General features: G+C 66.8%; 16 protein-coding genes. 8 read left to right on the forward strand and 8 right to left on the reverse strand.

Going from position 1 to position 23,290, the window contains the following annotated elements:
- Positions 1–69: 69 nt before the first annotated feature.
- Both TPR58_RS16465 and TPR58_RS16470 read left to right on the forward strand, forming a co-directional pair.
- Positions 70–1,263, forward strand: coding sequence for an aromatic ring-hydroxylating oxygenase subunit alpha (locus TPR58_RS16465; RefSeq protein WP_346247814.1), 1,194 nt, complete (start codon positions 70–72; stop codon positions 1,261–1,263).
- A gap of 52 nt (positions 1,264–1,315) precedes the next feature.
- Positions 1,316–2,923 carry a phytoene desaturase family protein gene (locus TPR58_RS16470; protein WP_346247815.1) on the forward strand — a complete coding sequence of 536 codons (1,608 nt, stop codon included), beginning with the start codon at positions 1,316–1,318 and terminating at the stop codon, positions 2,921–2,923.
- A gap of 71 nt (positions 2,924–2,994) precedes the next feature.
- Here the strand turns inward: TPR58_RS16470 and TPR58_RS16475 are convergent, their stop codons facing one another.
- The 5 genes from TPR58_RS16475 to TPR58_RS16495 form a co-directional block, all read right to left on the reverse strand.
- Positions 2,995–6,045: a hypothetical protein gene (locus TPR58_RS16475; RefSeq protein WP_346247816.1), complete on the reverse strand. Its 3,051-nt coding sequence runs from the start codon at positions 6,043–6,045 to the stop codon at positions 2,995–2,997.
- Positions 6,038–8,188 carry a hypothetical protein gene (locus tag TPR58_RS16480; protein ID WP_346247817.1) on the reverse strand — a complete coding sequence of 717 codons (2,151 nt, stop codon included), beginning with the start codon at positions 8,186–8,188 and terminating at the stop codon, positions 6,038–6,040. Before TPR58_RS16480 ends, TPR58_RS16475 begins: the two co-directional genes overlap by 8 nt.
- Entirely contained in the window at positions 8,185–8,373 is a 189-nt protein-coding gene (locus TPR58_RS16485; RefSeq protein WP_346247818.1) for a hypothetical protein, read from the reverse strand. Before TPR58_RS16485 ends, TPR58_RS16480 begins: the two co-directional genes overlap by 4 nt.
- Complete coding sequence (locus TPR58_RS16490; RefSeq protein ID WP_346247819.1) at positions 8,319–9,830, reverse strand: AAA family ATPase; 1,512 nt, start codon at positions 9,828–9,830, stop codon at positions 8,319–8,321. Before TPR58_RS16490 ends, TPR58_RS16485 begins: the two co-directional genes overlap by 55 nt.
- 363 nt (positions 9,831–10,193) lie before the next feature.
- Positions 10,194–11,519: an APC family permease gene (locus tag TPR58_RS16495; RefSeq protein ID WP_346247820.1), complete on the reverse strand. Its 1,326-nt coding sequence runs from the start codon at positions 11,517–11,519 to the stop codon at positions 10,194–10,196.
- 96 nt (positions 11,520–11,615) lie between these two features.
- Between TPR58_RS16495 and TPR58_RS16500 the strand changes: the two genes are divergently transcribed.
- The gene (locus tag TPR58_RS16500) at positions 11,616–13,217 is read left to right on the forward strand and encodes a tetratricopeptide repeat-containing sulfotransferase family protein (RefSeq protein WP_346247821.1); all 1,602 of its coding nucleotides are present in this window, start codon (positions 11,616–11,618) and stop codon (positions 13,215–13,217) included.
- A 127-nt stretch (positions 13,218–13,344) separates the two neighbouring features.
- Positions 13,345–15,798 carry a TonB-dependent receptor gene (locus TPR58_RS16505; RefSeq protein ID WP_346247822.1) on the forward strand — a complete coding sequence of 818 codons (2,454 nt, stop codon included), beginning with the start codon at positions 13,345–13,347 and terminating at the stop codon, positions 15,796–15,798.
- Between the two features lie 196 nt (positions 15,799–15,994).
- Here TPR58_RS16505 and TPR58_RS16510 read toward each other — a convergent pair whose 3' ends face one another.
- Entirely contained in the window at positions 15,995–16,753 is a 759-nt protein-coding gene (locus tag TPR58_RS16510; RefSeq protein ID WP_346247823.1) for a competence/damage-inducible protein A, read from the reverse strand.
- Positions 16,754–16,806: 53 nt separating this feature from the next.
- Between TPR58_RS16510 and map the strand changes: the two genes are divergently transcribed.
- Positions 16,807–17,631, forward strand: a complete 825-nt coding sequence (gene map / locus TPR58_RS16515) for a type I methionyl aminopeptidase (protein WP_346247824.1) — start codon at positions 16,807–16,809, stop codon at positions 17,629–17,631.
- Positions 17,632–17,894: 263 nt separating this feature from the next.
- Here map and TPR58_RS16520 read toward each other — a convergent pair whose 3' ends face one another.
- Both TPR58_RS16520 and TPR58_RS16525 read right to left on the reverse strand, forming a co-directional pair.
- Positions 17,895–18,713: a ferredoxin--NADP reductase gene (locus TPR58_RS16520; protein WP_346247825.1), complete on the reverse strand. Its 819-nt coding sequence runs from the start codon at positions 18,711–18,713 to the stop codon at positions 17,895–17,897.
- A 15-nt stretch (positions 18,714–18,728) separates the two neighbouring features.
- Positions 18,729–19,148 carry a hypothetical protein gene (locus tag TPR58_RS16525; protein ID WP_346247826.1) on the reverse strand — a complete coding sequence of 140 codons (420 nt, stop codon included), beginning with the start codon at positions 19,146–19,148 and terminating at the stop codon, positions 18,729–18,731.
- A 250-nt stretch (positions 19,149–19,398) separates the two neighbouring features.
- On the opposite strand from TPR58_RS16525, the gene TPR58_RS16530 reads away from it, so the two are divergent.
- From TPR58_RS16530 to TPR58_RS16540, 3 genes are all read left to right on the forward strand, one after another.
- Positions 19,399–19,737, forward strand: coding sequence for a P-II family nitrogen regulator (locus TPR58_RS16530; RefSeq protein ID WP_346247827.1), 339 nt, complete (start codon positions 19,399–19,401; stop codon positions 19,735–19,737).
- 101 nt (positions 19,738–19,838) lie between these two features.
- Positions 19,839–21,251 carry a type I glutamate--ammonia ligase gene (gene glnA / locus TPR58_RS16535; protein WP_346247828.1) on the forward strand — a complete coding sequence of 471 codons (1,413 nt, stop codon included), beginning with the start codon at positions 19,839–19,841 and terminating at the stop codon, positions 21,249–21,251.
- Between the two features lie 123 nt (positions 21,252–21,374).
- A complete protein-coding gene (locus TPR58_RS16540; protein WP_346247829.1) occupies positions 21,375–23,153 on the forward strand; it encodes a vWA domain-containing protein in 1,779 nt (592 codons plus the stop codon).
- Positions 23,154–23,290: the final 137 nt, after the last annotated feature.

A 23,290-nucleotide genomic window follows, 5' to 3' on the forward strand; every position in this document is an offset into this window, starting at 1 on the left:
TCCCCGCGCGCTTGTCGAAGGGCAGATCCGCTGTTATACGATCGTACAACAACGCGCTGCGGAGCATTCATGGCCCATCGTTTCGCCGACGCCGGCATCGACCCCGACGACGATCTGAGCCTGCCCGGCTGGATCTATGGCGATGCCGAATTCCAGCAGGCGGAGATCGAGCGGGTGATCCGCCCGTCATGGCAGATCGTCTGCCATGTCGGCGACCTGGCGAAGACCGGCGACTACCACACGCTCGATTATGTCGGCGAAAGCGTGATCGTGATCCGCGGCGCCGATAGCGAGATCCGCGGCTTCACCAATGTCTGCCGCCACCGTGCGATGCGGCTGGTCGAGGGGCCGGCGGGTTGCGCGAAGAAGCTGGTCTGTCCCTATCACGCCTGGACCTATGATCCCGACGGACGGCTGAGCGGCGTGCCCGCTCGGTCCGACTATGCGACCCTCGATCCCGCCAGCCACGGCCTGGCGCCGGTCGGCGTCGAGATCTGGCGCGGCTTCGTGTTCGTCCGGCTGGAGGATCGCGGCGGGCCCTCGGTGGCCGAGATGATGGCGCCCTATGACGAGGAGGTCGCGCCCTATCGGTTCGAAGAGATGCGCACGCTGACCCCCGAACGGCGGCGCGAGCGGCCGGTGAACTGGAAGAATGTCGGCGACAATTATTCGGACGGGCTCCACATCCCGGTCGCCCATCCCGGCCTGACCCGGCTGTTCGGGCGCAGCTATTCGGTCGAGGCCCAGCCCTGGGTCGATCGCATGTCGGGCTATCTGACCGAGCGATCGGGCAATTTCTGGGAGGATGTGTACCGCACCCACCTGCCCCGTGCCGATCACCTGCCCGAGGCGAACCAGCGGCTGTGGCTTTATTACAAGCTGTGGCCGAACCAGGCGTTCGACATCTATTCGGACCAGATTGACTTCATGCAGTGGCTGCCGCTGACGCCGACCAGCTGCGTGCTGCGCGAGATGAGCTTCGCCCGGCCCGACGACCATCTGCCGGAGGACCAGCGCCGGACGATGAAGCTGGTCCGCTATGCCAATTGGCGGATCAACCGGATGGTCAATGCCGAGGATACCTGGCTGATCACCCGCATCCAGCAGGGCATGGCCTCGCGCAGCTACAGCGTCGGCCCGCTGGGCAGGAGCGAGGTGTGCCTGCGCAGTTTCGCGCGCAAGATACGCGGCCTGATCCCCGAGGCGCGGCTGCACCAGCCGCCGGCGCCGGGATGGAGCCGCCGGCCGCGCGCGGTCGACTGACCGTCGCGCCGGCAGCGACGCGAACCAGAATGATACGAACGGGCGGGGACGAATGACGCAGCGATACGACGCACTGATCATCGGCGGCGGGCATAACGGCCTGGTCTGCGCCTTCTACCTCGCACATGCCGGGCTGAAGGTCCGCGTGCTCGAGCGGCGCGACATCGTCGGCGGCGCGGCGGTGACCGAGGAATTCCATCCCGGCTTCCGCAACTCGACCGCCAGCTACACGGTCAGCCTGCTGCGGCCCAAGGTGATCCGCGACATGCGGCTCCACGAACGCGGCTGGCGGATCATCGAGCGGACGATCAGCAACTTCCTGCCGCATGACGGCGGCTATCTGAAGCTGGGCGGCGGCACCGCGCGCACCCAGGCCGAATTCGCCCGGTTCAGCGCCAAGGATGCCGAGACCTTCCCGAAATACGAGGCGGCGCTGGAGCGGGTGGCGGAGGTGCTGCGCGACCTGTCGCTGAAGACCCCGCCCAATGCCGGCAGCGGCGTGCGCGCGCTCCTGGCCGCCGCCAGCCAGGGCCGCAAGCTGGCGGGCATGGACATCGAGGCGCAGCGCGACGTGATGGACCTGTTCGTCAAGTCGGCGCGCGATTTCCTCGACAGCTGGTACGAGAACGACTTCGTGAAGGCCGCGTTCGGCTTCGACGCAGTGGTCGGAAATTATGCCAGCCCCGACACGTCCGGCAGCGCCTATGTCCTGCTCCACCATGTCTTCGGCGAGGTGAACGGGAAAAAGGGCACCTGGGGCCATTCGGTCGGCGGCATGGGCGCGATCACCCAATATATGGCCGAGGCCTGCCGCGACCTGGGCGTCGAGATCAGCCTGGAATCGCCGGTCGCCAAGGTGCTGGTCGACGGCAAGCGCGTCGCCGGCGTGCGGCTGGAAAGCGGCGAGGAGATCGCGGCGGGCGTCGTCGCGTCGAACGCCGGCCCCGCGCTGCTGTATCGCCAGCTGGTCGACAGCAGCGACATGAGCCCCGAATTCGCCCGGCGGATGGACCATTTCAAGGCCGGGTCGGGCACCTTCCGGATGAACGTCGCCCTGTCCGAACTGCCCGACTTCGCCGTCCTGCCGGGCAGGGACGTGGCCGAACACCACACCGCGGGCATCATCATCTCGCCGACGCTCGACTATATGGACCGCGCGTTCACCGACGCGAAGGCCAAGGGCTGGTCGGACGCGCCGATCGTCGAGATGAAGATCCCGACCAGCGTCGACGACAGCCTGGCGCCGCCGGGCATGCATGTCGCCTCGCTGTTCTGCCAGCAATTCGCACCGGTGCTGCCCGGCGGCCGCAGCTGGGACGACGAGCGCGAGAAGGCTGCGGAGACGATCATCGACACGGTCACCCGGCACGCGCCCAATTTCCGCAAGTCGATCATCGCCACCCAGATCCACTCCCCGCTCGATCTGGAGCGCAAGTTCGGGCTGATCGGCGGCGACATCATGCATGGCCACATGTCGCTCGACCAGCTCTGGGCCGCCCGCCCGCTGCTCGGCCATGGCGACTATCGCGGCCCGATCAAGGGCCTCTACATGTGCGGCGCCGGTACCCATCCCGGCGGCGGCGTCACCGGCGCCCCCGGCCATAATGCGGCGCACGAGATATTGCGCGATCGCAGCATGCTGGGGTGGCTGCTGGGGTAAAGCATCCTACCCTCCTCGGGAGCCTGCGGCTCCGGGGAGGAAAGCGCGATCTCAACCTGCGCCACTCCCGACTATGGGATCAGCGTCACCCGGCGCCCGCCCGGATCGACCAGGATCATCCGGCCATGATCGTCGGCGAGCAAGGCAGTGGCACCGGGCCCCGGCAATGCGCTGCGCTTCTTCTTCGAGCCCGGACCCGCCTGGTCCCTGGCGATGGCACCGGGCATCGGCGCTCGCGCCAGGCATCGCAGCGGAAGCGCAACGGGATGGTCGAGCCGGTAATGATCTCCGTTGAGTTCGGACAAGGTCACGCGCGTGTCGAAGCTGTCGAGCTTCGGGCTCAGCCTGTGATCGACATAGGGCCGACCGAGATCGCAGGGCTGGATGCTGTCGATTCCCTCGATTTCCAGCCGCTCGCGTGCCTCCATCAGGCGCCGGGCCTTTGCTGCCGCCTTCTCGCTCCATCCCTCGAACGACATCCAGCGGACGGTAGGTCCGATCGTCCCGATCCCGCTTCCCGGATCCCAGAACCAGTCATGCGGCCGCAGATCACTGTCGTCGGTCGAGGGCAGGCAGACATGCGAGGTGAGCTGGCCGGAACCGGTCAGCTGCCATTTCTCCATCACGCCCGCCCCGTGCAGGCCGACCCCGATCGTAATCCAGCCCGCGCCCTTGGCGTAATGGGCAAAGGCGCGGGTGCGCACGCCCTTGCCCAGCTGGCAGGCCCACAGATATTCGATCTCGGGTTCGGGCGCGCACAGCTTGACCAGATCGAGCGCACCGACCTGCTCATCGATCTGAACCAGCCACTGGGTGTCGGTCGTCAGGTCGTGCGCACCCAGCAGCGGAACTGCGCCGATGGGATGCACCGTGCGCGACCGCGTCGCCATCCGGCTCAGCGCGAAGAACTCGTCCTCGCGCGACTGGATGACCAGCGCGTCGTCGCTCGATCCGATCGGCACCAGCGCGACGACCAGCGGCAATCGCATCTGCCATTCCAGCCGCCCGTGACGATCGCGCAGTTCGAGCAGGTCTCCGTCACGCCAGGCCAGGATGTCGCCGCCGGCCAGGATGCAGCCGATCCGCACCGCTGGCCGGCTGATGTCCGGGACCTCCAGCACATGACGATTTTCCGCTTTCGATGGCCGCGGGGTCAGGCGATGCAGCTTGTCGAGATCCCAAGCCAGAACCGGCTGATCCGCCCTGCGCAGAAGCGACTGCAGCGCCTCCAGATCGGGCAACTGCATCCGGCCCGAAGCGATCGAGATCGCCGCTCGGGCGATGCCGTCGATCAGTGCCGGCCCCACCCCTTTCCAGAATGCCTGCTGCTCCGCATGGCTTGTCAGGGCCAGTCGCATCAATGCGTCAAGCAAGTCGAGCAGCATGGCCGCTGCATCGCCTTCGTCGCGCGCCGCCGCCTGAACGTGCGACAGCGCGAGTTCGAACGGGCCAGCACCCTCGTCCACAGCCATGGCCGGGAAAGCGGCGAACCGCTCAAGATCGCCGCCCACATCCTGCGACGCCGACGCCAGCAATGCACGCACGATCAACTCAGCCCCTGGACGAGCACCCGCGCGATCCATCGCCGCCTCCAGCCAGCCGCGCCGCGCAAGCAACAGCGCATCGTCGGGACTCTGGGACGCCAGATCGTCGGTGACCTGCAGCGCGCGCAACCACTGGCCCGTTCCTGCCAGCATTTCGGTCCAGGCATGAACGACATAGGCGTGATAATCGGGATGACGCTCCCGACTGTCCTCGGCCAGCGCGTCGAAACAACCGGCACGGCGCGCCAGCGCCAATGCGGCGTCGCGGTCCTCCGCAAGATACAGCATCCGGATTGCCAGCACCGGGTCGAGTTGCGCGCGCAGCGGAAGCCTGGCCGCATCGGCATAGAGCTTGCCACGCTCCAGCGTCAGCACCGCGGCCTCGTGCTCGCCCAGCAGCTGCGCCCGGATGAAGGCAGCGCGCCGGAAATCCCCCTCGCGCTCGAGCCGGCCGGCCAGGTCGCGATAGGTCGCCCTCAAATTCCAGAAGCTGCCGGAATCGAGGATGGGGTAGGAAACGCCGCCGAGCGAAATGTCGAAGTCCAGCCGTGCATGCGGCGGCGGCAGCGATCCCGGCATTCGGCTGCGGCCGCCATCCTTGTCGCCGCCGACCTTCAGCCCGTATCGCAACGCTTCGTCGAACTTGCCCGATGCGATCAGGCGCTCGACGAGACTGAGCCTCTCGCCGAACTGGCGGCGAAGGCCATCGCCCAGCGGCGTGCGCCACTTGATCCATGCGAACAGGGCGCCCAGCGGATTCTCCCCCTGCGGTGATATCGCATCGCTGTCCCCGGAATCGTCCGCAGCCGAGCCGCGCAGTCGCTCACGCATCCGGCGCAGCAAGCCACCCGCACCACCACCGCCGCGGCCCAGCCGGGCACGCACATAATCCTGAAAATCCTCAGCGTCGGATCGGATCGCCGGGCTGGCGACCGACACTTTCGCTGCGCCGGTGGTCGTCTTGTTTTGGCAGGAGCCGTCGGTACCGGCCGCCAGGCCTTTTCCGTCCGCACTGCCCCGCGACGCCAGATCGGTCCCGTCACCGCCATCACCAGGGCTGTCACCGTCACCACGCACGATGACGCGGCGAACGATCCGCGGCGATTGCGCGTGGATCGTCACCGGCGGCAGATCCCACAATGAGATCAGCGACACCGGCGTCAGCGCATCCGTCGCGACACCATGGGTCGTGCCGCCCCATCGCAGTTCGAGACGGCGAAAACTGCGCGCGCCCGATGGCGGCGTCGCATCCCTGTCGAGCCGGTCGGCGAAGCTGCGCAGCGTCGCGGGCGCCACGCCGATCACGGGGAGCGCCCCCGGCCAGCGCATCGGATCGATTGTCAGCGGTCGTTCGAACACCATGAGCATGACCGTCCAGCCGTCATCGCCCCCCACCATCCCGGTCCGGATCTCGCGGATTTCCTCCCGCAGCGGCCGCAAATCGGGGATCGCCGCGCGCCCGTCCTGCAGGAATGCCAGTCCATCGCAGACGGTGCCCGCCGGCAGGGTGGGCAAGACCGGAAAGTCGCGCATGATCGACCTGGCCGACCGGCGGCCGGCGTGGCTGGTGTCACGCATAAAGCTGCTTCGGATCGAGCGTGACCGCCTTCGCGCGAAGTTCGGCCAGCGGGAAGCGGTGGGTGGAATAGCCGCCACCTTGGGTCCGACGATAGCGGATTAGCGTATGGGGCCTTCCGCCATCGTCACCGACCACCGCCCAATATCCCCCGTCGACATATTGCAGGTAGACGATCTTCGACCCGACATCGCCCAGCATTAGTGTCGGGCCCCGATGTACGACCCTCCCGTCCAGATAGCCGAGTTCTCTCACGGTCCCGTTCCCGCCATAGCGCGCGTCGGACCAGATTCGGGCGATTACGCCGCCCTCGTTTACGAGGGCGGTTAGCACCTGTTCGCACGGCGCGACCGACAACATCTCTGCTGCCTCACCCTCTTTGCGTTCGGGAATGGTCCAGACATTGGCTTCAGCGCTGAAGGCCAGGCTGGACTCGTCGGGACTCCACGCCCAGTCGAGCACATCGGCAGGCAATGTCTGCCCCGACGGCAGCCAGAACCGTTTGGCCCTCGACTCACGCCTTTTTCTGACCTCCAGTCGCTGAGAGCCCGTGATGCGATCGACGAAAACGCGATACTGGTTCTGAGCAAAGCGAAGGTCTAATCCGTCAATGGTCAACGCTAGCTCGCCCGGTCGGTCCGCTAATTGATAAATAAACCAGCTCTGTCCAGAAGCCGTGTAGAACTGGATAAGATCGTAGTCATTTCCAAGGGGCGGGATCGCGTATCGGCCCCGACCCACTAGATCTTTTATATCGGGCCCGGTTGCTCTCCCGAGCAATAAACCATCCGGTGCATCAGTGGTCAACGAGATCTGACTGAGAGCCAGCGCATTTCGGGCGTGCATCAGAAGCAGGAGGGTTCGCGCTGTTGCGGACACCCCGACCAACGTCGCGTCCGCTTCGATCGGCACATAGCGGCAACGACCGAACCATCTCTTGGTCCAATCGCAGATCAGCAATCCCCAGTCAGTCCGGATCAAGATGACACTGCCGCAAACGGCAAGATATTGGGACTGCCCACCGCGGGGCGGCACCTGCCGAACGCCCGGAGGACGCGCATCTGCCACCGCGTTCAGCTGATCGAAAGGCTGTTCCAGCGCGGAGCGGCAAATCTTGTCTTCCGGGAAAACCATCCGTCGCCGCGCCCGCTCGCGTCCGGCCCGCCGCACCCTGATGTCGGTGGCACGCGGCGTGCCCGGGATCGGGGCCTTCAGTGTGAAAGTCAGCGCATTGGGCGCATCGACTACCGCCGGAGGCTGAGCGTCACGGGCGCCGGCAAGCGATGACTGCGCGCCGACGACCCAATCGAGCAGGCGCGGGTCGCGGTCTTCGGATCGTCCGGGTGTCGCGCCCGTCCAGCTGCCATCGGCGTCGGCGACATCGTCCCCGCTCATCTCCCGATAGGAAGCGCTCTTCAGGAAGCGCATCACCGTCCGGATCGACACCTCATCGAACCAGTCCGCCCCCTCCTCGCGCGGCAGATAGCACCAGTGGAACTCGGCACCGCGCTCATGCGCCACGCGCGCCAGGAAGAACAACGCCGCCAGCGCGACGATCCGGCCATGGCCCAGCAGGCCCGGCCCGGACGAGATCATGACCCGGTACAGGCTGCGCGTGCCGGGATCGGCATATTGCGGCGCGTGGTACAGAATCTCGGACTCGGCGAAGCGCCGCAGAAACTCCAGCGGCGCTTCGGTGCGAAGCAGCAACTCGCTCTGAAGGACATGCGCCATGTCGCCGCGGGTGGTGAGCCCGCCCAGACCCTCGAACTCACCCTGCTGGGCGAACTCGCGCACCTCGAAGGCTGCGAGAGTCGTTTCGAGCTCGGCGAGCAGCCCGTGGATGATCTGGCGCAGCGGAAGCGAGAGCGCCTCCAGGACAGGCGCAAATGGCGCATAGGCGGGCGGCAGGCGTTCCAGGTCACCCGCGTTCGGTTCGGACGGGCGGGCGATCGGCACCGCAGGTTCGGGAGGCCGCTCGGGCGCTGCCAGGGCAGCCCGTTTTTGAGCGGCAGCCTTGACCAGACCCGCATAATTTGTGCGCAACCCCTGGGCCACCCAGTCTGCCGCCTCGGGAATCGAAGGGGCGGCTCCGGGCGTAGCCGAATCACCAGTGCGCTTGCCGTCGGGGTCGTAGGTGCTCATGCCCCCTCACCCAGCCCGGAGTCGGAAAAGCACAGCGCGCCGCCCACCGGATAGGCGTGGACGGCGTCGCCCTCCCCCGACGGCACCAGGATCGCCGGCGGTGTGAAGCCGCGGGCCTGGGCGAGTCCCATCAGCAGCTGGTCGTGCAGCCGTTCGGGCACGTCCAGCACCAGACCGACCGGCATCCACCAGCTGCGCGGCGCCTCGTACAGCGCCGTCGCCCCGTCGATCCGTGGCAGGACGATCTCCGCCTCGCCGAACAGCGGCGCGCCGAACACCGCGGCCCAGTCCTCGCCATGCGCGACGCGCAGCGTATGGAACAGGCGCGACTTCTCCGCCATCGCCGCGCCCACACGGCGTGCAGCGTCGGGGCCGGCGACGAGCAGTGCCGAGACGGCCTGCACCGGATCGGTGCGGCGCCAGCGCACCAGGCGGGTTCCGCAGCCGCCTCGGCACCCGCGCCCTGCGGCGCCTTGCCGCCACCCGACAGGATCGCGTCGATGCTGGCTCGCGCAGCACGCAACGCCTCGGGCAGCTTGTCTCGGGCGAAGGCGGCGTCGATGCGGGTGACCAGCGTCTCCAGTCGCACCAGCCATGCCTCGCGCGCCGTCTCGTCATCTGCAGCCGGATGCGCCTCCAGCAATGCGGTCGCCTGAGCGGTCAGATGGGCGGCATGGGCGGTCGGGCCATAGGTCGCCTTGGCGACGCTGCCGGTCAGCACCGGGTTGTGGCTGTGCTGCAATTCGGCGTGGAGCAGTTCGCGCACGGCCTCCTGCTGGTCGCGCGACTGGACCAGATAGGTAACCGGCCACAGGTCCTCCGGGCCGGCAACCTGCGCCCCGCGCAACAGCGCCGCCGCCGCGACCAGCTTCTGCGCCTTCACCAGCTTGCGATCGGACAGCGTCACGCCGGTCAGGCGGATCTTGCGCACGACATGGGCATAGGCATCGATCACCCCGGCCATGTCGATCCGCAGCACCGCATCGTGCAGTGCCGCGACCATCGCCTTGTCGAGCGGCGCGACCGGCGCCGCACCCGATGTCGCGTCGCGCCATCCCGCGCGCAGCAGGTCGCCCAGCGCATCGTCGCCCACCGGATCGACGAACATTGTCAGCAGGAAGCGATCGGCAAACGCCGCCAGCAAACTATCGTCCGGCAGGGCATTGGATGCGGCGACGCACGACAGCAGCGGCGTCTTCACGCTGAACTGGCCGCGGCGATAGGTCCGCTCGTTCAGGATCTTGAGCAGCGAGTTGAGGATCGCCGTCGAGCCCAGGAAGATTTCGTCGAGGAACGCGATCTCGGCCTCGGGCAGCATGCCCTTGGTGACCGGGCGAATTTCGCCCTCCTTCAGCGCGTTCAGGTCGAGCGCGCCGAACAATTCGGACGGCTCGGTAAAGCGGCCGATCAGATAGTCGAATGCGGTGGCGTCGATCGAATCGGCAATCGCGTGCACCGCGGCCGACTTGCCGGTCCCCGGCGGCCCGATCAGCAGGACATGTTCGCGTGCGATCAGCCCCAGCATCACCAGTTCGAGCAGCGCACGCCGCCCCACGAACCGCGCGCTCAACGACTCCAGATGCGCATTCACCTGCCGCACCGCGGCCGTCAGTTCGCCCTTGCCCTCAACCGGCGCATCCATTCCGCATGTCCCCCTGTCGGAACGCCCGCCCCGGACGCCCCCGGACTGCGTCTAGCCGCAACTCGTTGCAGTTTCCAAACGGGTTCAGCGCGGTGCAGGCTTTTGTTCTGACGGCGCGCGGCAGAAGATCGCAACCTCTCTTCCCAGGAGCCTGCGGCTCCATCACCGCATACCCCTCCACCACGCCCTCCGGGCGCGGTTCCCCTCCCCGAGACGAGCTCGGGGAGGAATTAGCGATGCCACCGCCGCGCCTGAAATCCTCCCCGAGCTCGCTCGGGGAGGGGGACCGCCCGGCGCAGCGGGGTGGTGGAGGGGCTGCCACGTCCGCCCCCGGATGCAGCATCCGGGGGCGGAAACGCTCACTTACGAGCCTTGGCTCGCCGCACTCCGCCCCGCCCCGTCCCTCCGGACCAGCAGGTACACCGGCAGGCCCAGCGCCATCAGTCCCAGGCCCCACAGGTCGGCGCGCAGGCCGAGGCCCCAGATCATCCACAGCACGAAACCGGCCGACACCAGCGCCGAGGTCGCCAGCATGCGGTCGCCGGGCAGCAGGCGGATCGCCGCCAGCGCGCTGGCGAAATAGGCGACCATGCCGGCGGCCAGGCTGATCGTCGCGATGTCCGAAAAGAGCTGGCCGGTGCGATCGCCATAGTTGAGCGCCATCAGCAGCGTGACCAGCACGCCCGACACCAGATGCGCGCGGGCCGGTGTCCCCTGCGGGCTTTCCTTCGCGAACCAGGCGGGAAAGACGCCGCCCCTGGCCATCGCCCAGGGCATTTCGCCCTGCAGCAGGATGAAGCCGTTCAGCGCGCCGAACGCGCTGATCGCGGCGAACAGCGCGATGACCTTGCCCGTCCCGCTGCCGAATTCGCGGCCGAGAAATTCTGCCAGCGGCGCCGGCGAGGCTGCCGTGACCTGCCACGGCATCAGGAAGGCGATGGCGATGGCGACGAGGAAATAGACCAGTCCGGTCGCGCCAGCGCCGAGGATGGTCACCCGTGGCACGATTCGTGCCGCATTCTCGACCTTGTCGGCGGGGATGGTAGCGCTTTCCAGCCCGATGAAGCTCCAGAAGGTCAGCGCCGCAGCGGTCGCGATCCCGCCCGCGGTGATCGCGGCGGGCGCCAGCGGCTGCACCTCGATCGTACCCGCACCCCCGCCGATCCCGCGCAGCGTCAGCCAGCCGCCGAGCAGGATCACGCCCGCCAGCGGCACCAGCTTGAGCACCGCCGTCACCAGCTGGACCCGCCCGGCAAGGGCAACGCCGCGGATGTTGACGAGGATCAGGCTCCAGCTGAGCGCCAGCGCGACGATCGGTGCCAGGCCCGGCGTGTCGATCAGCGGGGGAAAGACCAGGCCGAGCGCGCTGACCACGGCGATCGCCACCGCGGCATTGCCCGCCCACGTCATCACCCAATAGCTCCACGCGACCGCGAACCCGGCGACCGGCCCGAACGCCGCGTTGACATAGGCATAGGGTCCGCCCGCCAGCGGAAGCCGGGCGCTGAGCCGCGCGAACACGAAGGCCAGGCACATCGCGCCGGCGATCGTGACCAGCCAGCCGAGCAGCGCATTGGCGCCCAGCGGCGCGAGATTGGCGGGCAGCAGATAGACGCCCGACCCGATCAGGTTGCCGACGACCAGCGCAAGCGCGGTCCAGAACCCCAGCGCGCGTCTCGATACCGTCAATCGCCTTCTCCCCCGATTGCGGCCACTCAATCACGAAATGCGCTGCACGTCACGCGGGGATGGCGCGCGGCGGCACGGTCGTTACACTCGCGCATCATGCAGACGCCGCAGCCCCTGCCCGCCCGCCTTTATCCCCCCCGGCTGATCGATGCCGCGCTGGCGCTGCACGACAATCGGCTGCACGATGCCGAACCGCTGCTGAAGGCGCATCTGAAGGCCGACCCGTTCGACGTGACAGCGATCCGGATGCTGGCCGAGCTTGCCGGGCGGATCGGCCGGTACAAGGATGCCGAGGCGCTGCTGCGCCGCGCGATCGAGCTGTCGCCCGCCTTCACCGCCGCCCGCGCCAATCTCGCGCTGGTCCTCTACCGGATGAACCGGGCGGACGAGGCGATCGCCGAGCTCGACCGGGTGCTGGAGGAGGATCCGGACAATATCGGCCATGCGAATCTGAAGGCGGCGGCACTGGGCCGGCTGGGCGGATTCGACGGCGCGATCGCGCTGTACCGCGACGTGCTGGACGCCGCGCCGAACCAGCCCAGGGTGTGGATGAGCTATGGCCATATGCTCAAGACCGTCGGGCGCCAGGCCGAGGGCATAGCCGCCTATCGCGCGGCACTCGAGTTCGCGCCCGACCTCGGCGAAATCTGGTGGAGCCTCGCCAATCTGAAGACGGTGACGTTCGACGACGCCGATATCGCGGCGATGCAGGCGGCGCTGGCGGGAGGCGACCTGTCGGACGAGGATCGCTTCCATCTCGACTTCGCGCTGGGCAAGGCGTTCGAGGACCGGCGCGATCCCGCGCGTGCCTTCGCCCATTACGAGGCGGGCAACCGGCTGCGAAAGACGAAGATCGTCTATGACGCCGACGAGACCGCAGCGTTCGTCGATGCCAGCATCGCACTCTATACCCGGGACTTCATGGACGCCCGCGCCGGCCAGGGCTGCGCCGCGCCCGACCCGATCTTCATCCTGGGCATGCCGCGTGCCGGATCGACGCTGATCGAACAGATCCTGTCGAGCCACAGCCTGGTCGAGGGGACGACCGAACTGCCCGACCTGCCCACCATCGCCCGGCGGATCGACGGCTATCCCGCCGGCGTCGCCGCGCTTTCGCCCGATCGGCTGAAGGAAATGGGCGAGGCATATCTCAGGCGCGCCGCGATCCAGCGCCAGACCGATCGCCCCTTCTTCATCGACAAGCTGCCCAACAACTGGGCGCACCTGCCGCTGCTCCACCTGATCCTGCCGAATGCGAAGGTGATCGACGCGCGCCGCCACCCGCTCGGCTGCTGCTTCTCCAACTTCAAGCAGCATTTCGCGCGCGGCCAGGCGTTCAGCTATGCGCTGGACGACATGGGCCGCTATTATCGCGACTATGTGCGGCTGATGGCGCATGTCGACGCGGTTCGGCCGGGGCTGGTCCACCGCGTCTTCTACGAGGCGATGGTCGAGGATACCGAGGCGCAGGTCCGCGCGCTGCTCGCCGCGCTGGGGCTCGACTTCGAACCCGCCTGCCTCGAGTTCCACCGCACCGAACGCGCGGTGCGCACCGCCAGTTCAGAGCAGGTGCGGCAACCGATCTTCCGAGACGGGACCGGGGCGTGGCAGGCGTTCGATCCCTGGCTCGATCCGCTGAAAACCGCGCTTGGCGACGTGCTGACCGTCTATCCCGCGGTGCCCGACTTCCGGCCGTAATCGCAGCGTTGCAAATCTGTCACGCTGCACCTGCGAAATGAACCTGCACGGTCGTACAATATTGACGATCGTTACGCCTGCGAACAGCCTCCGGACTCGCGAAGCCCTCGTACCGGAGTCTGTTCCGATGCATCACACCACGCGCCGCGCTACCCTTGTCGCCCTGCTCACTTCGGCTGCCCTGGCGGGACCGGCATTTGCGCAGGACACGACTCCGCCCCCCGCCCCGGTCGACGACGAGATCATCGTCACCGCACAGAAGCGCGAGGAGAATGTCCAGAACGTGCCCATCAGCATCCAGGCACTGGGCACCACCCGGCTGGACAATCTGAACGTCACCAATTTCGAGGATTTCTCCACCCTGTTGCCCTCGGTCGCGTTCCAGACGCTGCAGCCGGGCATCACCACCGTCTATATGCGCGGCGTCGCGTCGGGCGGCGACGGCAACCATTCGGGATCGCTCCCCTCGGTCGGCTTCTATCTCGACGAACAGCCGGTGACGACGATCGGCGGGACGCTGGACGTGCATGTCTATGACATTGCCCGGATCGAGAGCCTGGCGGGACCGCAGGGCACGCTGTACGGCGCCTCGTCCCAGGCCGGCACGATCCGCATCATCACCAACAAGCCCAGCACCAGCGGCTTCGAGGGGCGCGTCGACGGCGAGGTGAACAAGGTCGCCAAGGGCGGTGTCGGCGGCAAGCTGGAGGGCATGGTCAATGTCCCGGTCAGCCCGATGGCGGCGCTGCGCGTCGTCGGCTTCTATCAGCGCGACGCCGGCTTCATCGACAATGTCCCGGGCACGCGCAGCTTCCTGCCCGACCCCGGCGGCATCACGGTCAACAACAACGCGTTCGTCGACAAGGATTACAACACGGTCGAAAGCTATGGCGGCCGCGCCGCGCTGAAGGTCGACCTGGACGAGAACTGGACCGTCACGCCGACCGTCCTGTACCAGGAATCGCATGCCAAGGGCTTTTTCGGATCGGACGCCCGGGTCGGCGACCTGAAGGCGCAGCGCTTCTTCGACGAATATCGCGACGACCGCTTCGTCCAGGCGGCGCTGACGATCGAGGGGCGGATCGGCAATTGGGACCTGACCTATGCCGGCGCCTATCTCGACCGCAAGACCGCCAGCTCGACCGACTATACCGACTATGCAGAGCAATATGACTCGCTCTATTCCTCGGTCGGCGGGCTGGCCGGCTATTTCTTTTACCAGAACGCCAGTGGCGCGACGATCGACCCGCGGCAGCGCGTCTATGGCACCGATCACTTCAAGAAGATGAGCCAGGAGCTGCGGCTCGCCTCCCCCGCCGACGCGCCGCTGCGGTTCGTGGGCGGCGGCTTCTTTCAGCGTCAGAGCAATGCGATCCACCAGGATTACATCATCACCGGCCTTTCGCCGGCGCTGTCGGTCAACGGCTATCCCGGCACGCTGTGGCTGACGCAGCAGCACCGCGTCGACAAGGATTATGCCGGCTTCGGCGAGCTCAGCTACGACCTGACGCCGCAGCTGACCGCAACGGTTGGCGGGCGTTATTATGGCTATGACAATTCGCTGATCGGCTTTTTCGGCTTCGGCCGCGATCCGAACGGCCCGCCCTATAACGCCGCGGGCAGCAGCCGCACCGGCGTCGCGGGGTGCTTTACCGCAGACGGTGCGACGGTGCGCGACGATACCGGCGCGGCGCTGTTGCCGGCGGCGGTGGCGGGCAGCCCGTGCACCAATCTCGCCACCTTCGTCGACGGCAAGCTGGTGCCCAAGGCGACCAAGGATGACGGCTTCCTCTATCGTTTCAACCTGACCTTTAAGCCGGCAGAGGGGATCATGCTCTATGGCACCTGGTCGAAGGGCTATCGCCCCGGCGGCATCAACCGCCGCGGCACCATCCCGCCCTATGCCGCGGATTTCCTCATCAATTACGAGCTGGGGTGGAAGACGACGCTGGCGCCGGGCCTGCGCTTCAACGGCGCGGTCTATCAGCAGAATTGGGAGAAGTTCCAGTTCTCGTTCCTGGGGCAGAACAGCTTCACCGAAATCCACAACGGCCCCGACGCGCGCATCCGCGGGATCGAGGCGGACCTGAACTATTCGCGCAACGGCCTGACCCTGACCGCGGGCGGCGCCTATACCGATGCCAAGACCACTCAGAATCTGTGCGCGGCGGACGACCCCACCTATAGCTGCGCCGATCCCGGCAACTCGGTCTCCGCGCCCAAGGGCACGCGCCTGCCGGTCACGCCGCGGTTCAAGGGCAACATCACCGCACGCTACGAACTCCCGGTGGGATCGAGCCGGGTGCATGTCCAGGGCGTGCTGGCCCACCAGAGCAGCGCGTCGTCGGACATTCGGGTGAACTATGCCAACGCCTTGGGCCGCCTTCCCGCCTTCACCACGCTCGACCTGGCGGCGGGGGTGAAGTTCGGCGAGTTCTCGATCGAGGCGTTCCTCGACAATGCCTGGGACGAGCGCGCCCAGATCAGCCGCTTCCAGGCATGCGGCGCCTGTACCCAGCGGCCCTATGCCTTCTACATCCGGCCCGCCACGTTCGGCATCCGGGCGGGCACGAAGTTCTAATTTTCCTCCCCAGGAGCCTGCGGCTCCGGGGGAGGAGGACCGCGATGCGCAGCATCGTGGTGGAGGGGGCTGCAACCGGCGTGGTGGAGAGACTGCAACATCTGTTGTGGACCCCCTCCACCAGCCTTCGGCTGGTCCCCCTCCCCCGGATGCGCAGCATCCGGGGGAGGAAAGGCCAAGCCGCACCCTGCCTTGATCAAATCCCGCCGTCGACGACCTCATATCCCGCCGCCGCCAGCGCGGCCATCAGGTCCGCGACGCAGGCGTCGACCACCGCAGGATCGGTCGCGCGCACGACGAAGTTCGCGCCGACGCGGCCCTCGCGGAAGAAGGGATAGCTGCCGATCGACACGCCCTCATGGGCCCGTTCGGTCCTGCCGAGCAGGTCGGCGATCTCGCTCTCCGCGACCCAGCCGCCGATCGTGCGCGACACCAGCGGGCGCCCGCCCTCGAGCTGGCCGGTCAGCGCGTCGAGCATCTGCGCGGCGATATGCGGCACGCCGGCCAGGATGAAGACCTCGTTGCCCACCCGGATGCCCGGCGCGCCCGACATCCGGTTCGGGATCAGGTCGGCGCCCTCGGGCACGCGGGCCATGCGCAACCGCGCATCGGTCAGTCCGCCGCGCGTCTGGTAATAGTCGTCCAGCACCGCGCGCGCCTGCGGATGGATCACGACCGGCACGCCAAGCGCCGCGGCGATCGCATCGACGGTGATGTCGTCATGGGTCGGGCCGATGCCACCGGTGGTGAACAGATAGTCGTTGCGCGCGCGCAGCGTGTTGACCGCCTCGACGATCGCCGCCTGGACGTCGGGCACCACCCGCACCTCGGCCAGGCGAATCCCCTGCGCGTTCAGCCAGGTGGCCAGTTGCGCGATGTTGCGGTCCTGGGTGCGGCCGGAGAGGATCTCGTCTCCGATCACGACCAGCGCGGCTGTCCAGATCCTCTCGTCCATATCGGCGCTCGTACTCACTCGCAAAGCCGCACGCAAACGACTATATCGGCGACATGACCGAGTATGTAAGCGTCACCGAAGACACGCCGATGGCCCGCACGGGCGCGATCAAGCTGCACGGGCCCGAGGGCTTCGAGGGCATGCGCCGCGCCGGCCGCCTGGCTGCCGAGATTCTCGACGCGCTGGTGCCGCATGTCGTGCCGGGCGTGACCACCGGCGAGCTGGACGACATCGTCCGCCAGATGTCGCTGGACGGCGGCGGCGTGCCCGCGACTTTGGGCTATCGCGGTTATACCCATAGCTGCTGCATCTCGATCAACCATGTCGTGTGCCACGGCATTCCGGGCGACCGGGTGCTGAAGGACGGCGACATCGCCAATATCGACGTCACCCCGCTGGTCGATGGCTGGCACGGCGACACCAGCCGCATGTTCCTGGTCGGCGATGTCGGGCTCAAGGCGCGCCGGCTGGTCGACGTGACCTATGAATGCCTGATGCTCGGCCTCGAACAGGCCAGGCCCGGCAATTTCCTGGGCGACATCAGCCATGCGATCCAGACGCATGCCGAAAAGCATCGCTACGGCGTGGTCCGCGACTTCTGCGGACACGGCGTCGGCCGCATGTTCCACGATGCGCCCGAAGTCGTCCATGTCGGCCGTCCCAAGACCGGCCCGGAGCTGAAGCCCGGCATGTTCTTCACCGTCGAGCCGATGATCAACATCGGCCGCGCCGACGTGAAGCTGCTCGACGACGGCTGGACGGCAGTGACGCGCGACCGCTCGCTCTCGGCCCAGTTCGAACATTCGATCGGCATCACCGAGGATGGCTGCGAGATCTTCACCAAGAGCCCCAAGGGGTTGGACCGGCCGCCTTATTGAGGGTGGCAGTTGGCTGAAGGGGCGGATTTTTTGCGCGCAGAGACGCGGAGGCGCAGAGGGGGTGCGCTGGCGGTGCCGCCGCAATCAGCGCTTCGCGCATGAGATTTTAGATTCCCCTCCCTTCCAAGAAGGGGAGAAGTATGGGCCTCCTCGCACCCGATCTCTGCGTCTCCGCGTCTCTGCGCGCAAAAATCCGCGCCGGCACGAAAAAGGGCGCGCACCTCGACGGTACGCGCCCCAATTCTCTCCAGCGCTTGCGCCGATCAGCCGACGAAGGCGCGCTCGATCACGAAGTGACCGGGATTGGCGTTCGAGCCTTCGATGAAGCCCTTGCCCTCCAGCATCTCGGCGAAGTCGCGGATCATCGACATCGACCCGCACAGCATGATGCGATCGGTCTCGGGGTCGAACTCGGCCGGGCCGACGACCGGCGAGCGGAACAGCGTGCCGTCATCGGCCAGCGCCTGGATCCGGCCCGAGGTATGGAACGGCTCGCGCGTGACCGTCGGGACATAATGGAACTGGAGCAGCGCCTGTTCCTGGACCAGCGGGTCGCTGGCCAGCTGCGCCGTCAGTTCCTCATAATAGGCCAGGTCGCTGACGCGGCGCACGCTGTGCACCATCACGACCTGGTCGAACCGGTCGTAGATTTCGGGATCGCGCGCCACGCTGAGGAACGGCGCCAGCCCGGTGCCGGTGCCCAGCATGAACAACCGCTTCCCCGGCAGCAGCGCGTCCGACACCAACGTGCCGGTCGGCTTGCGGCCGAGATAGAGCTGGTCGTCGGGACGGATCAGCTGCAGCTTCGAGGTCAGCGGGCCGTCCGCGACCTTGATCGACAGGAATTCCAGTTCGTCCGACCAGGCGGGGCTGGCGATCGAATAGGCGCGCATCAGCGCCTTGCCCTCGTCGTCGAGCAGGCCGATCATCACGAATTCGCCCGAGCGGAAGCGGAAGCTCGCCGGACGCTCGATCGCGAAGCTGAACAGATGCTCGTTCCAGTGGCGTACCCAGCGGACGCCCGCCGTGAGGAAGCTCTTGTGCTCGGGAAGCAGCGCGGGTGGCCGCGTATGCAACGTCATTGAACTGCAGGTCCTTCAGTTTTGCTTCGGCACGGGCGTGCGCCGCAGCAGTTCGGCGGCCTGACTTGCCGCAACGATGAAAGGCGCGATGCTTTCCTGTTTCACCAATTGCAATGCCATTCGTTCAAGAAGGTGAAAATCATCGGCCGATGCGGCGTGAAAAAGCGCCAGAAGCATCGCTTCGTCATCATGGACGTGCGCGCATGGCGGCGCGCCGAACATCATCCGCCCGAGTCCCTCGCCGTTCAGCAGGAACATCGCCATGTTGAAATCGGGCAGCAGCTCGGCCACCCGCCACCGCGCGAAGGCCGGCCCCAGCGCGGCGCAAGGGCAGCGCTGCATCAGCATCGCGTCGGTCCAGCTGCGCACCGACCAGAGCAGTGCCTGCTCGCCAGGTGCGAGCGACAGGACGTGGCGATCGAGGAACCGGTACATGCCGCATCTCCTGGGTTAATTGCGATTGCCTCGCAATATCACCGCGACAATCGACGTCAACCCGCGGAGCCCTTGCTGCACGACCGGGCAGATGCCGGAGGAACGGGCAGCAGGCCCGCATCTGCCCGTTTATCAGGCAGCGCTCGGGCATTGCGTCGCGCCGCGCGGAGGGACAAGCTGTGCATTGCGGCTGGCACGCTTGTTGCGACACGCGCGACAGGCGAGACCGCCTTCCGGTTAGGGGTACGACGTGAAAAAGATCGAAGCGATCATCAAGCCGTTCAAGCTGGACGAGGTGAAGGAGGCCCTGCACGAGGTGGGCGTCTCCGGCATCACGGTGACCGAGGCCAAGGGGTTCGGCCGCCAGAAGGGGCACACCGAATTGTATCGCGGCGCCGAATATGTCGTGGACTTCCTGCCCAAGGTAAAGCTGGAAGTGGTGGTCGAGGATGCGCTGGCCGACCGGGTGGTCGAGGCGATCGCCGCGGCAGCGCAGACCGGCCGCATCGGCGACGGCAAGATCTTCGTGATCCCGGTCGAGACCGCGCTGCGCATCCGCACCGGCGAGCGTAACGAGAACGCAATCTGAGTCGATTGACGCGGCGCAGCATCCACTGGATGAAGCGCGCCGCACGGTAATTTTATTGCCCGATTCGTCGGGTTTCTGAAAGAGAGCGAAAGGGGTTCCCAATGGCGAATTCGGCCAGCGACATTCTGAAGATGGTCAAGGATCAGGAGATCGAGTGGATCGACCTGCGCTTCACCGACCCGAAGGGCAAGTGGCAGCACCTGACCATGGTCGCCAGCATCCTGGGCGAGGACGAACTGACCGACGGCCTGATGTTCGACGGTTCGTCGATCGAGGGCTGGAAGGCGATCAACGAGTCCGACATGATCCTGAAGCCGGATCTGGACGCGGTGTGGACCGATCCCTTCTCGGCGACGCCGATGCTGATCCTGGTGTGCGACATCGTCGAGCCGTCGACCGGCGAGCTCTACTCGCGTGACCCGCGCTCGACCGCGAAGCGTTCGGAGGCCTATCTCCAGTCGCTGGGCATTGGCGACACCGTCTATGTCGGCCCCGAGGCCGAGTTCTTCATGTTCGACGACGTCCGCTTCGAGAACAGCTATTCGACCAGCTATTACGCGATCGACGACATCGAGCTGCCGGGCAATTCGGGCCGCGAATATGAAGCCGGCAACATGGGCCACCGCCCGCGCGCCAAGGGCGGCTATTTCCCGGTCGCGCCGGTCGATTCCGCGGTCGACATCCGCGGCGAGATGGTCTCGACCATGCTCGAAATGGGCCTGCCCTGCGACAAGCACCACCATGAGGTCGCCGCCGCGCAGCACGAGCTGGGCCTGACCTTCGGCACGCTGGTCCAGACCGCCGACCGCATGCAGATCTACAAATATGTCGTGCACCAGGTCGCCCATGCCTATGGCAAGACCGCGACCTTCATGCCGAAGCCGATCAAGGAAGATAACGGCTCGGGCATGCACACCCACATCTCGATCTGGGACAAGGGCAACCCGCTGTTCGCGGGCAACGGCTATGCCGGGCTCAGCGACATGTGCCTGTACTTCATCGGCGGGGTCATCAAGCACGCCAAGGCGCTGAACGCCTTCACCAACCCCAGCACCAACAGCTACAAGCGGCTGGTCCCGGGATATGAGGCGCCGGTGCTGCTGGCCTATTCGTCGCGCAACCGCTCGGCATCGTGCCGCATCCCGTACGGCGCGGGCAGCAAGGCGAAGCGGGTCGAGTTCCGCTTCCCCGACGCGCTGGCCAATCCGTATCTCTGCTATGCGGCGCTGCTGATGGCCGGCCTGGACGGCATCCAGAACCGGATCCATCCGGGCGACCCGATGGACAAGAACCTGTACGACCTGCCGCCGGCCGAGCTGGCGAACGTGCCGACCGTCTGCGGTTCGCTGCGCGAGGCGCTGGACAGCCTGGAAGCCGATATGGACTTCCTGCTGAAGGGCGACGTGTTCACCAAGGACCAGATCGAGGCCTATGTCGAGATCAAGCGCGCCGATGTGGCGCGTTGGGAAATGACCCCCAGCCCGGTCGAATACGACATGTACTACAGCGCCTGATTTCGGGGGAAATCATCGGCGCTTTGGGGCGCCCGGACCTTGCCGTCCGGGCGCCCCTTTTCGTTTCCGCCACCCGTCGGCTCGTGTTAGCTTCGCGTTACAGAACATATCGGGAGGATCGTCATGAAGCCCTTGGCCCATTCCCTCTTTGCGCTGACGCTGGCCGCGCTGCTGCTCCCCGCTGCCCCTGCCCTCGCCCAGACCGACGATCAGGACGAAGGCTATGATGAACTAGTCGTCACCGCGGTCCGCCAGGGCGGCGCGCAGGACATCAAGGCGTTCCGCAACATCGCCGAGGAGGTCGGCATGCCGCGTCCCGAGACGCTGACGGTCGAAGGACTGATGGGCGAGCATGACCTGACGCTGCCCGCCGCAAGGGATTGTGCCAAGCTGTTCTGCCTGACCGGCGAGGCGATGCCCGCCACGCTGGCGCTGCGCGACGACGACCGGCTGTTCGTCGGCGTCGGCTTCGCGTCGAACATCGACGGGGCGAACTGGCGCCGCGCGCCGCTGAACCTCGTCGCGGTGGTGGACAAGTCCGGATCGATGAACGGGGCGCCGCTGGATCGGGTCCGGGCCAGCCTGCTCCAGATCCTGGGACAGATGCGCGACGGCGATCGCATGTCGATCATCCTCTATGGCGACCGCTCGCACGTCTATCTGGCGCCGACCGACATCGCCGCAAGCCGCGACCGGATCGCCGCCGCGATCCGCGACATCCGCAGCGAGGGATCGACCAACATGGAGGCGGGCCTGCGCGTCGGGTACGACACCGCCTTTGCCGATGCGCCGCGGTTCAAGGGTACGACCAGGATGATGTTGTTCACCGACGAACAGCCCAATGTCGGCGCGACCGATGCCGAAAGCTTCATGGGGATGGCGCAGGAGGCATCGCAGCGCGGCATCGGCCTGACGACGATCGGCGTCAGTACCCAGTTCGACGGCCCGCTGGCGACGCGCGTGTCCAGCGTGCGGGGCGGCAACCTGTTCTTCATCGCCAGCGACGACGATGTGAAGACGGTGTTCGATCGCCAGCTCGACACGATGGTCAGCGAACTGGCGCACGACCTGAAGCTGACGCTGACCCCGGCCGCGGGCTATCGCATCTCCGGCGTGTTCGGCGTCCCCGCCGACGTGATGACCGAGACGCCCGAGGGGGCGATCACCGTGACCGTGCCCAGCGTGTTCCTGAGCACCAATGGCGGCGGAATCTTCGCGACGATGACGCGCAGTGCCGACCGCGCCAACCTGCCGCTGGCGCCGGTCGCCGCCGGCGCGCCGCTGCTGGCGGCGACGGTCAGCTGGAACGCGATCGACGGCACGCCCGGCACCGATGCGGTCGCGGTCGATCTGACTCCAACGCGCGTCGCCAGCGCACCGCTGCGCAAGGCGCATCTGCTGGTCGACGAATATCTGTCGCTGAAGGAAGCGACCACCGCCTTCCATCAGCGCAACGACCCCAAGGCGGCCTATGCGCTGGTCGACGGGCTGGCGAGCCGTATGGCGAGTTCGGGGCTGGACGGACTGGAGGGAGAAACCAGGCTGGTTGCCGACCTGCGCCAGCGTGCCGGCTTCTATTCGGGCTTCGGCGGCGAGCCGCCCAAGGCGCTGCGCCACCTGGCGGTCGTCGGGCGCTGGAAGGTGACCGGCGCCAGCGGATTCGAGGATATCCATCGCGGCGACCAGATCGAATTCACCGCCGATCGCCAGATGCGCACCTATCGCGCGAAGACCGGCTATACCGATCCGGCGGAAGAAGAACTGTACGAGATCAACCAGAGCGCGATCCACATGACGGAATCGAACCTGGTCATGAGCTACAGCACCCGCAACGGGCGGATGATGATGCACGTCAACGATCCCGATGGCAGTTCCCGCATCTGGCTGACTCGGATGAACTGAGCGATCGGGACATTGTACCGAGCGCAAGCCGCCGGCTGCCTGATTGGCGTCGGCGGCCGTGCGCGGAAGTGTCACGCAAACGACGCCGAACCGTCACGCAAATCGCGCCCGAATGTCAAACGTCGCTCCTACGTCCG

This window comes from Sphingomonas rustica, assembly GCF_039652585.1.
GTDB classification, from domain to species: Bacteria; Pseudomonadota; Alphaproteobacteria; order Sphingomonadales; family Sphingomonadaceae; genus Sphingomonas; species Sphingomonas rustica.